The sequence below is a fragment of the Paenibacillus sp. PsM32 genome, from assembly GCF_030433815.1.
Lineage (GTDB): Bacteria > Bacillota > Bacilli > Paenibacillales > Paenibacillaceae > Saccharibacillus > Saccharibacillus kyungheensis.
In genome coordinates this window covers 141129-152438 of record NZ_JARUWY010000006.1, presented here as the reverse complement: position 1 = coordinate 152438, position 11310 = coordinate 141129, and the positions used below count along the sequence as shown (strand labels likewise).

9 protein-coding genes are annotated in these 11310 nt (G+C 39.8%); 4 read left to right on the top strand and 5 right to left on the bottom strand.

The window, feature by feature from the left end; translation table 11 throughout:
- Positions 1-43: 43 nt before the first annotated feature.
- The gene (locus tag QCD85_RS13630; RefSeq protein ID WP_273614480.1) at positions 44-547 is read left to right on the top strand and encodes an antibiotic biosynthesis monooxygenase family protein; all 504 of its coding nucleotides are present in this window, start codon (positions 44-46) and stop codon (positions 545-547) included.
- Positions 548-605: 58 nt separating this feature from the next.
- On the opposite strand, the gene QCD85_RS13625 is transcribed toward QCD85_RS13630, so the two are convergent.
- Positions 606-2513 carry a TcaA NTF2-like domain-containing protein gene (locus tag QCD85_RS13625; protein ID WP_301262952.1) on the bottom strand — a complete coding sequence of 636 codons (1908 nt, stop codon included), beginning with the start codon at positions 2511-2513 and terminating at the stop codon, positions 606-608.
- A 59-nt stretch (positions 2514-2572) separates the two neighbouring features.
- Positions 2573-3355 carry a hypothetical protein gene (locus tag QCD85_RS13620; protein WP_301262951.1) on the bottom strand — a complete coding sequence of 261 codons (783 nt, stop codon included), beginning with the start codon at positions 3353-3355 and terminating at the stop codon, positions 2573-2575.
- Positions 3356-3642: 287 nt separating this feature from the next.
- On the opposite strand from QCD85_RS13620, the gene QCD85_RS13615 reads away from it, so the two are divergent.
- Complete coding sequence (locus tag QCD85_RS13615; RefSeq protein ID WP_273614477.1) at positions 3643-4002, top strand: TM2 domain-containing protein; 360 nt, start codon at positions 3643-3645, stop codon at positions 4000-4002.
- Positions 4003-4157: 155 nt separating this feature from the next.
- Entirely contained in the window at positions 4158-4520 is a 363-nt protein-coding gene (locus QCD85_RS13610) for a DUF1304 domain-containing protein (protein WP_274171223.1), read from the top strand.
- Between the two features lie 23 nt (positions 4521-4543).
- Here QCD85_RS13610 and QCD85_RS13605 read toward each other — a convergent pair whose 3' ends face one another.
- The 3 genes from QCD85_RS13605 to QCD85_RS13595 are packed head-to-tail and all read right to left on the bottom strand — an operon-like array spanning position 4544 to position 8908.
- Positions 4544-6364 carry an ABC transporter ATP-binding protein gene (locus QCD85_RS13605; protein ID WP_441005627.1) on the bottom strand — a complete coding sequence of 607 codons (1821 nt, stop codon included), beginning with the start codon at positions 6362-6364 and terminating at the stop codon, positions 4544-4546.
- A gap of 28 nt (positions 6365-6392) precedes the next feature.
- Entirely contained in the window at positions 6393-8174 is a 1782-nt protein-coding gene (locus QCD85_RS13600) for an ABC transporter ATP-binding protein (protein WP_301262949.1), read from the bottom strand.
- Positions 8175-8221: 47 nt separating this feature from the next.
- Positions 8222-8908: an FHA domain-containing protein gene (locus QCD85_RS13595; protein ID WP_273614473.1), complete on the bottom strand. Its 687-nt coding sequence runs from the start codon at positions 8906-8908 to the stop codon at positions 8222-8224.
- Positions 8909-9102: 194 nt separating this feature from the next.
- Here QCD85_RS13595 and pbp4 point away from each other — a divergent pair, with 194 nt between their 5' ends.
- Positions 9103-11154 carry a penicillin-binding protein PBP4(5) gene (gene pbp4, locus QCD85_RS13590; protein WP_301262948.1) on the top strand — a complete coding sequence of 684 codons (2052 nt, stop codon included), beginning with the start codon at positions 9103-9105 and terminating at the stop codon, positions 11152-11154.
- Positions 11155-11310: the final 156 nt, after the last annotated feature.

Here is an 11310-nt window from a genome sequence, read left to right as displayed (position 1 = left end):
TAAAAATATTGAACTATTTTCCCAATATGAAAGGTGGATCACGATGTATATTTATATTAGCTCGCACCAATTTGAAGAACATTTTCCTGAAGCGGCTGAATTACCACAGACGATTACGTTGCAACATGAAGATGAGACTCGGTATGTATTAGAGATCGATGAACCATTGGATTTTCACACTGAAAATGCATCACGATATGAGGTGCTGGATCATAGTGGGGATATTGGTGGTAGTTATGCTGTACTGAACAATATTCCAGTAACCGCAGATGGTCGATCTGCATTTGAAGAGCGCTTTAGCAATCGTGCGCGTAAAGTGGAAGACGAACCTGGCTTTGTGGGGATTCGAGTGATGCGTCCGCTTGATGATGATACGTATGTCATTATGACACTCTGGGCATCGGAAGAGCATTTCAAAGCATGGCAAGAATCTCAAGCTTACAGCCATGCCCACCGTAAACGGGATACGTCTGAAGGCATTACTGCACAGCAACCTTCTATTTTCCCTCGCCCTTCATTTGTTAAAAATTATGCAGTCGTTGTCTAATACATGCTACAAAAAAAGAACCTCTTCATTTATATTAGGAGAGGTTCTTTGTGGATAATTATATTTCTTTCGTGCTAACCAGTTGATACGTTTTGAGTTCGTTATCGATTAATTTCAGCGTATAGACCGAGTTGAACGATTTCTTCTGTGTTGTACCATCTTTAGCTATAATATTGTATGTTTCTGTAGTGTGTACAGTATACGTATTATCCGTATTGGCTTTGAATGATTGGACAGTTGAACTAACCAATTCTTCGGTGATTCCTTTACTTTGAAGATGATCGATATAACTAGATGATTCTTTGTACACCGGGCCGTCTGCATCCAATAATGAAGAAACAATACTAAAATCGCCTGCATTGATCGCATCTACCGAAGTGCTTAGATAGTCGGTCATAAAATCATGAATCGATGTATCTGTTACTTCTGCACTTTCTAACGATGCTTTATCTGTGGATGCTGTACTTGTAGAGGCTATATTGGCAGATACTTGATCTGTAGAGTCTGTGTCTGCTGATGTCGTGGTTGCACTACTTGCTTTTTCAATCGTATTTTTAGCATTTATTGCATTGCTCCAACTTGTAGATGCAGAATCGATCCACCATTGTTTTTGATTCGGCTGTTGGGTAATCTGGTAAGTCCAACTTACATTTTTATCATTAGACGTGCCATCTTCATTTTTGGCTGTATATACCTGTGTAGCTGTGATTTCAATCGATTCTTTGTTGATTTGAATAGAATCGAGATCGATTACTACTTTTTGCAATGTATATTTCGGTTGCGTAAAGTAACTATTCATTTCCCATGTGGCACGATTGTAATAATCTGAATTGGGATTAACACCTTTGACTGCTTTGGCGTTGCTTGTATTGATCGCTTCTGCCAGGCTAGTCGAAGCATTATAGATAAGATCTAGTGACTTATCTGCGATGGGCTTCTGCAAAATCGTATTCAAATCATAACGATCTTGTTCACCCGATTGAAGAGTGGTCTCTCCTGTAATCTCTGATCCTTGTGCTTGTGTAGTGACTACAAATTTGGATTGCGCGGGTACAGGTAAAATATCTAGATAATCTCCAGGTGTACCTGTAATCGGTTTATCATTTAATGTGATGGTCGATTCTACCGGCGGAAGCTGAACTTCCAATGAAGCAAGCTGGGTGTAATCCAAGATCGCTTTATTATTTTCAGTCGTATTAAAAGCTTCTACTGTATCAGTAACAGGCGCTTCAGCGAACTCTCCACGAATTACACCTTTGTACGTATATACAGAAGGCCACAAGTCCTGAATACGATTGTCTTGCGCGGCTACATTACCAATCGTCATCGAAGTAGTTAGATTTTCATTGAGATAAGGTAAAGACGCTTCAATCTGTATGGGCTCTATATGTGCTGTCCATTTGGTTCCACGCCATGATTCTACAGGTACAAATGTCAACCACTGACCTCCGCCTAGACTTTCCCGAATCTGTTTTTTCACTGCATCTGCTAACGAAGCATTTTCTTTCTGAATATATTCTGCACGATCTAACGCTTGGGCAATACCATCGTTATATGCTTTTTTAGCATCATCGGTTTGGAGCGTTTCAGCAAATAAAGATATTTTGTCTGACTGGTGTAACGGTGAATCTTTATCATCTAAATAACTGGCTAATGTATTCGCATCTCCGGCTTGAACAGCTTCTTTCATTTGCTGAGCAAGTTCTTCCGCAGATGAAGGACCATAAGTAGCACGTAATACTAGAAAAGCAATCAGCAACAACACAATGACTCCTGCTCCAACACCGCCCCATAATTTGGTTCGACGCGATAATTGAATCGGTTGACGTGCTGGCTTGGCAACTACAGGTACATGTTCTGTTGCTCTAATTTCATTTGCAGATGCTTCTGGTTGCAAACGATGTCCACATTCTTTGCAAAATACCCAATCTGGCTGTGTCTTTGTTCCACAATTTCCACAATACATAACAGGTAGTATCCTTTCTTGGATCACTATTTATTAAGTTAGCGTAGCTCTATATGATTTTAAAATAAATTACGGCTAATCCGTTGTGCTTCTTCTACTAATTCGCTACCAAAGGAATTAAAGACAACAAGAATAGCACACACTTGAATTAATACAGTAAGTCCAATAAATAAGGCCAGACGATCACGCTGGATACGGAACATTTCGATACCTGCAACCAATGTTAAAACCAATGCAGCTAGCGAAGTAGTAAATAATAATACAAATGACAATTTGATAGATATAAACATCATAAGAGCTGCTACGATAAATCCAATACCTGAAATAAGTTGTAATCCGCCTAGCTGTACCATGCTATCTTTCCAATGTAATTTATGTAATCCCATTTTGTTGCCTAATAAAAATGTTATACCTACCAGTACGATTAACGAGATCAGACCTAGCAATAACATATGATTTACGATAGGCAAATACTCACTAGCTTCGCGATATGATTCTTTGTCATCACTTATCAAACTTCCAAATCCTAAAATCATTAGCTTGATCAATTGATGCTTAAATGACCATGCCCACAAAACAAAACCTAACAATGATACAACCAATCCTAAAACTCCGTACAATAGATCGCTTTCTGCTCTTAGTTGCAAAGCAGACATCGGATTTTTGAGTAAATTCAAAATCTTGTGCTTGTCTACATGTGCTAGATGATCTCTTGCTGATGTTAATATCGGTGATGGTGTAGACGTTGGTGAAGCAGCATTTACTACGGGTTGTTCTGTAGAAACACAAGTATGTATTTCATTGGGTTGAAGCTGTGTACCGCATTTTGTGCAAAAAGACATTGTTATTCCCCCTAAGAATAGTTAAAATGAACTAGGTAATATTATCTATTTTTAAATTCGTTGTCTATATTACCATGTATAATGAAGAGTTACCAACTATTTTTACAATTGGCAGAAAAAGAGATTTGAAATAATTAATCTCATCTTTTTTTCAAAACCAATATCATATAATGAATATTTCCCTCATCTAACAACGTAGAATACAGTAGATTAAATGGGATAATCTTGTTAAAATGGCATTATTGATGGAGAGGTACGACTATTTTGATAGTAAAGGAGTGATAGAAATGGGATTAAGTTATAACAATTGGCAACGTAAAAGTCAGTTAGATACGCGTGAACTCATGTTGCTTGAGTCTGAAGTTAGAGCCTATGGTAAAGATATGACAGTAGCTTATATTCTATGGTTCTTCTTAGGCATATTTGGAGCACATCGCTTTTATATGGGCAAAACAGGTTCTGCTATTGCGCAATTGATTTTGACGCTTACGTTTTTCGGCTCATTTATAACCGCCATATGGTGGTTTGTAGATGCTTTTCTTTTGCATACGATGGTAAAAGAGCGTAACGATTACGTTGAAAGTAGTATTATCGACCAAATTTTAATTCAAAAACCGATCTCACCGCCGAATTATTCTAATTATTAATAGCGTACTCGCAGATAGATCGTTCATACTTAGCTTCATATGTAATGCAAAAAAGATGCCTTAACTAAACGGCATCTTTTTTTCGTGGAATGATGTATCATTGCAATTCATTCTGCTACACTAACAGTATCTTTGGACAAGAAAGGAGAACAATCATGTATCTACTATCTATCATCTTTGTTGTATTAGTTGCAGTTGAACATCTTTATATTATGGTGATGGAAATGTTTCTTTGGACAAAGCCACGCACACTAAAAACGTTCAATCTTACCCCTGAATTTGCCGAATCTTCCAAATCACTTGCTGCCAATCAAGGGCTATATAATGGCTTTCTTGCTGCAGGATTGATCTGGGGATTGGTTCATCCGACAGCTATTTTTGGCTATCAGATTCAATTATTCTTTATTATCTGTGTACTGATCGCTGCTCTCTACGGCGGTGCTACAGCCAGTCGCCGAATCTGGTTGATGCAAGGTGCTCCTGCTCTTCTCGCATTGCTTTTTTTACTGCTTCGGTAAGTGCTAGAATAATGAGTTTAAGATCAAGCTTGCAAGGCATCGGATGAATGCAATTGACTGTAAAATAAGTCGCTATAAAATCCGCCGGTGTCTAGCAATTGATCGTGAGAACCTTTTTCCAAAATCTGACCATCTCGCAATACTAGAATCTGATCGGCTGCTCGAATCGTATTCAATCGATGCGCAATCACAAAGCTTGTTCTGCCTTCCATTAAGCGCTGTAGTCCTTCTTGAATCTTGATCTCGGTGACCGTATCAATACTGCTGGTCGCTTCATCCAATACCAGAATTGAAGGATCGGCTAACAACGCACGTGCGATATTGATGAGTTGTCGTTGGCCTTGGCTGATTCCACCGCCATCTCGATTGAGACGATGATTATATCCTTCAGGCAATCGTTCGATAAACGAATGTGCATTGGCTAAGATGGCGGCATCTTGCACTTCTTTATCTGTCGCATTCAGTCGACCATAACGGATATTATCCATCACTGTACCTTCAAATAAAAATGAATCTTGCAATACAAATGCTGTATGTGACCGCAAGCTTTCTCGCTTAATACTTTGGATATCCCGTCCATCAATCGTAATCTTGCCTTGATCGGCATCATAAAAGCGAGAAATCAATTGAATTAATGTCGTTTTGCCTGCTCCGGTAGGTCCTACCAGAGCTATCATTTCACCCGGTTGTGCTGTAAATGAAATATGCTGTAATGTATCGCCACCCTCACTGGTATCATAAGCAAACGATACATCATCAAAAACGACAGCACCTTCGATATGATCCACCTGAACAGCTTGTTGTTCATCTTCTGCTTCTACCGATTCATCCAAAATTTCAAATACACGCTCTGCTCCGGCTATCGCAGACAACAATGTATTCCACTGATTGGCAAGATCATTTAACGGGCGGGTAAACTGACGTGCATACTCGACGAAAATAACGATCACACCTACTGTAATCATGCCTTTGATCGCCAAGATACCCCCTACTCCTGCAATCAGACCAAAGCTCAAATTATTCAATCCATTCATAAGCTTAGGAATAAACCCGGAGATCGTCTGCGCCCAAAATCCAGATAAACGGATGCGATCATTACGCTCTCCAAATTCACCGATCACTCGTTGTTCTTGAGCAAACGCTTTGATAATCTTTTCACCAGACAACGTCTCTTCGATATATCCGTTCAGATCACCCAAATTTTTCTGACGTTCACGATATAAAGGCCCTGTACGCCTTGTAATCCAGCGCATGCCGAATGCCATCAATGGCACTACGAGAAATGTAATCAATGTCAACAGTGGGCTCAGCCACAACATTACGACCAATGTACCAATCAACGTCAATACACTGGAAAATATCTGAATCGCCGAACTGTTCAGCGTAGAACTGACATTTTCAATATCATTGGTCACCCGACTCATCAACTCCCCTTGCTGTCTTTTGCCGAAAAAAGGAATAGGCAATTGGTGCAAATGGGAAAATAAATCGACTCGCATCCGGTAGACTGTTTCTTGCGCAATCTCAATCATCCATATATTTTGTAGCCATGATGTAACCGAATTGAGAATATATACGACAGCTAAGCCAATAAGGAACCAGACCCACATCTGTCCTGCATCCCTAGCAAGAAAATCATCTATCGCTATTCCGATCAGATAAGGCCCGAGCAACGTGAGCGCTGACGTGAGTAACACCATAAAGAGTACTAGCATTAACTTCAGTTTGCGTTCAGCAAGGTAGTACCAGATTCTTCCTAGCGTCCCTTTCCAGTCTTTTGCACGACGCTTTTTACCAGCTACAGGTTCGACTTTTGTCGATTTGTTTGCTACTGCTTCCGTCATGACAGCAGGTTTGGGATAACGTAAAGGATCAGTTAGTGCTTTCCACATGCTCTCGTTCCTCCTTTCCAAATTGGGATGCATAAATCTGTTGATATAGCTCGGAGGTCTCTAACAAATGATCGTGATCGCCCTGTGCAATCAACTTGCCATCACTTAATAACAGCACTTGATCTGCTCGAATCGTTGAACTGATCTTTTGTGTAATCAATAATGTCGTACATGATAATTCACGTAGAGCATCAAGCAATAACGATTCTGTGCGTACATCCAAGGCACTGGTGCTATCATCTAAAAGTAAAATCGATGGACGACGTACCAATGCTCTTGCAATAGAGATCCGTTGCTTCTGTCCACCTGACAAATTGACTCCCCGCTGACCAAGCAATGTATCATATCCATGTGGCAACTTGATAATGGTGTCATGAATCTGTGCAATACGAGCCGCTTCTTGAATCTCTTCAAGTGTGGCATGCTCATAACCCCATGATATATTTTCACGAATACTGCCGGTAAATAACACAATTTCTTGAGGTACATATCCAATCAATCCACGCAATTGATTATCATCTAACTCCTGAATACGTCTACCTAATACATCAATTTCTCCATGATCACTATCGTATAATCGCAAAATCAATTGAACGAGCGACGACTTACCTGAACCGGTAGAACCCATAATCGCTGTAGTTACACCAGCACGAGCTATAAAATCAATATTTTTGAGCACTTCGGCTTCTGTACCAGGATAATGAAAACTCACCTGACGGAAAGCGACACCAATATTAGAAGGAGCAGACTTTTGTAATGCGCTTACAGATGAAGCAGAACCTGCAACATATTGATCTTGATTTCCTTGTGGGCGTTCATCTTCAACGGTAAACATCACTTCTTGAATCCGTTCTGCTGATGCTTTGGCACGAGAGAAAGAAGCTACAATCATTGAAAAGGCAGATAAAGCACCCATCGTACGCATCGCATAGTTGATAATCGCTACCACTTCACCGACCGAAGCTTGACCCACGATAATATCCAAGTGCCCGTACCAGAGAACCGCAATAATACTGGCATTAGTAATCAATAAAATAAAAGGCATCGTTGTTTCCGTTAACCGTAATGCCGACACGGTGCCTTTCATCAAATTGTTACTGCGCTCTTCAAACCGCTGACGTTCATGGTTTTTGCGAACAAATACTCGAATCAAGCGCATACCTGTAAGATTCTCTTGCATCACACTGTTAACGGTATCCAGACGACGCTGTACTTGTTGGAACAATCCTGATGCCCTGCGCATAATCACAATAACAAAAAATAAAAGAATCGGAATCCCGACTACTAATAACAATCCTAATTTCACATTAACAAGCAAAGCCATTACACTGCTACCGACAACCAACAACGGCATTCGTAGCATAAATCGCAATCCCATAAACACCATATCTTGCAACTGGGTAATATCATTGGTCAAACGCGTGATCAAAGAGGAAGAAGAAAAGCGATTAAATAACGCATACGAGAACGATTGTACTTTGTTATAGACCGCTTCCCGTAGATCATAACCTAACCCTTGACTGGCATGAGCGGCATAAAATGAACCGAATACACCTGCAAAAAAAGCAATAATCGTACCTCCTGTAAGAATACCGCCCCATAACAATACCGTCGAAATATCTTTTTGCGTTACACCATCATCAATAATTTTGGAGATCAAAAAAGGCTGTAACAATTCAAGCGCCAATTCGACTAACATCATACCCAGCGCCAAAAATGCTGCAACCCGATATTTTTTCAAAAACGAAAAAAGTACTGTCATATGTAGTCCCCTTTGTGATTGACTTCATGATGTAAACCGATGCTGTTCTAAGAAAGGATCGTTGGAGTAACACTTCTCTTCATATATACCCCTTTTTTGTAGACTGACTTGATCGTAAAATGTTTATTTAATTTTTTGTTGGTACGATAGATCAAAGAATTGACTTCGTCGATCCCTACCAAATCGGCATTTTCACTATAACGCTCTGACCATACTTCTTCGATAATCTGCTCACGTGTAACAAAGTGATCCAGACATCCGTACAATAACCGGAATAACTGGTATTCTTTTTTGGATAATGTAATGCTTTCCCCGTCTACTTCAATTCGCTGGAAAAAGTCGTGTAACTGAATACGATGATCGATCAGATCGCTAAGTACATATTCACGTGTTTCTTCTAATTGATTGCCTTGTTCTATTTGTAAACCTACCAAACCATTCACTAACGTTAATTGATCTTGCGCAGACATTGCGTAGCGCTGATACGGAACCAAGCGTTGCCCGTTCAATTCTGTTCCATTTTTACTACCCAAATCTTCGATATATAGCTGATCTCCTACAAGATGAATTGTGCAGTGTTGCTTGGACACCAATTGATTATAAATAGGTAGATCAATCTGTCCTGTTCCTACATGTCTACCGATCTGAATACTTTGTCCTCTTTGGATATAGACAAATGAACCATCGCCTTCTTGACCGGCAGTATTGATTACAATTTTGATAACGTCCGGCATTGGATCTCTCTCCTTCTATACGTAAACAATGATAATTTCATCAGATTTGTTCTATTGTTTGCTAACGTACATCCTTTTATAGTGTAAACAAGCGCTAGTTATCGCCTTATCTTATTATACTAAAGTGATTTCAACAAATCCTACCGATAATCAGATTTATTCTGATTGATATGGACTAAAGTGAGGTTTTTCGATTGAAAACGAAACATATTATTATTTATGGTCTGCTTTCGTTTCTTATTGCTAGTGGGCTTGGTCTGTATGTATATATGCAAAGTCGCTTTCAGGAACAGCCGGACACTACAGTACAGAAGTATATTAACACATTGCAAACCAAAAATTATGACGAAATGTACAACTTAATGACACCAGAATCGCTTCAACAATCCGGTATGACCAAAGAACAATTTGTGCAGAAATATCAAGCGATCTTTGACGGGATGAATGTTTCTTCGATCGAAGTGGATGCCGGATTACCTGCCCCTGTAGCAGATAACAAACAGCAATACACACTGAATTATTCAGCTCAAATGAATACCTTTCTCGGTAATATCGATAAAAAATATCAGATGAAGCTTGTACAGCAAGATAGCGATCATGGCAAAACATGGCGTATTGATTGGCAACCTGCACTGATTTTACCTGAAATGACGCAAGGCGATAAAGTAAAAGTACAGATTCTACATCCAGAGCGCGGAGAAATAGTCGATAAAGACGGATATCCTTTAGCAACCAAAGGCACAATCTATGAATGGGGAATCGTACCCGGCAAATTAGGTACTGATGATACTTCCAAAGCAGCTTCTCTGACAGCAATCAGTGAGTATTACAATGTGCCTGAAGAACAGATTCAAAAAGCACTTAAGCAATCATGGGTCAAAGACGATTATTTTGTTCCGATTGCTACAACTACTGATCCTACGATCCCTACCGAACTGAACGGTGTCTCGATGCAGACCAAAGAAGTTCGTAATTATCCTCTGGGTACAGCAGCAGCTCATCTTATCGGGTATGTTCGTCAAGCGACAGCAGAAGATTTGGAAAAAGATACCGAAGGATATTACAGTGCTCAAGATTGGATTGGTAAAGCAGGGCTTGAACAATCGATGGAAAAGCAATTGCGAGGAACCAAAGGTGGACGTATCGAAATAGTTGATAAAACAGGAAAAAGCAAAGCCATTATTGCTGAACATAAAGCGGTCGATGGTGAAAAGATCACGTTAACGATCAGCTCATCGGTACAACGTGATCTGTATACTACTATGTCGGGCAATCAAGATGCAGGTTCAGCGGTAATGATGAATCCGACCAATGGCAAATTGCTCGCTCTGGTAAGCACTCCTGCTTATGATCCGAACAAAATGGTGACTGGATTATCGCAAGCAGAATGGGATGCTTATTCCAACGATCCTAATCTTCCCTTTACGAATCGATTTACTAATCGGTATGCTCCTGGCTCTGTATTCAAAGCGATTACAGCTGCCGCAGGCTTAACTGAAAAAGTAACAACACCGGACAAAGTCCATACGATTCAAGGTCTACAATGGCGTAAAGATAACAGTTGGGGCGGATATTATGTAGCTCGTGTCAAAGATGTGCTTCATGTGAATATGAATGATGCTTTGATATATTCAGATAATATTTACTTTGCTCAAGAAGCTCTTGAAATGGGTAAAGCCAAATTTATCGAAGGTATTCAGAAGTTTGGCTTTGGAAGTAATTTTGGATTAGATTCTCTTTATCTCAAGCCCAGTCAGTATGCGAATAAAAACCATAGCACATTAGATTCAGAAGTGCTTCTAGCAGATACTGCTTATGGACAAGGAGAAATGTTGATGTCACCGATTCATTTGGCAGCTTCTTTTACTCCTTTGATTACAGAAGGCAAATTGATCAGCCCTATTTTATTTGAAGATCAAGCACAGAATAAAAAAACACCTGCTAACACGAATATCATTACCGCAGATGTCGCTAATACTGTTAAAAGTGCATTATTACAAGTCGTTGAAAATTCAGGTGGTACTGCACATGCGCTCGCTGATCTTCCTTATCAGGTAGCAGCCAAAACAGGTACCGCAGAATTGAAGTTAGCCAAAGGTGAAAGTGGACAGGAGAATGGATTCGTGATCACTTTTGATTCCAATGCTTCCTTTGTACTTGCTGCGGTTGTCGAAAAAGTAAACGGTCGTGGTGGCAGTCACTATGTCGTTAACAAGCTTCATCCTTTTTTACAACAATATAAATAAGGATCAATTTCCTAAGTGTTACACGCATTTTCTCTGTCTGGAGTTCTCTTCTTCAGGCAGATTTTTTTTATAGACTTTTCTTCGTTCTGGTATAAAGAAACATATCTTCCAATTATATTGTAACTGCTTGAGCGATATAGTATAGTCAAGGGGCAA

Coding starts and splice junctions, on each gene's coding strand:
- QCD85_RS13630 (WP_273614480.1), top strand. CDS start 44: ATGTATATTTATATTAGCTCGCACCAATTTGAAGAACATTTTCCTGAA.
- QCD85_RS13625 (WP_301262952.1), bottom strand. CDS start 2,513: ATGTATTGTGGAAATTGTGGAACAAAGACACAGCCAGATTGGGTATTT.
- QCD85_RS13620 (WP_301262951.1), bottom strand. CDS start 3,355: ATGTCTTTTTGCACAAAATGCGGTACACAGCTTCAACCCAATGAAATA.
- QCD85_RS13615 (WP_273614477.1), top strand. CDS start 3,643: ATGGGATTAAGTTATAACAATTGGCAACGTAAAAGTCAGTTAGATACG.
- QCD85_RS13610 (WP_274171223.1), top strand. CDS start 4,158: ATGTATCTACTATCTATCATCTTTGTTGTATTAGTTGCAGTTGAACAT.
- QCD85_RS13605 (WP_441005627.1), bottom strand. CDS start 6,364: ATGACGGAAGCAGTAGCAAACAAATCGACAAAAGTCGAACCTGTAGCT.
- QCD85_RS13600 (WP_301262949.1), bottom strand. CDS start 8,174: ATGACAGTACTTTTTTCGTTTTTGAAAAAATATCGGGTTGCAGCATTT.
- QCD85_RS13595 (WP_273614473.1), bottom strand. CDS start 8,908: ATGCCGGACGTTATCAAAATTGTAATCAATACTGCCGGTCAAGAAGGC.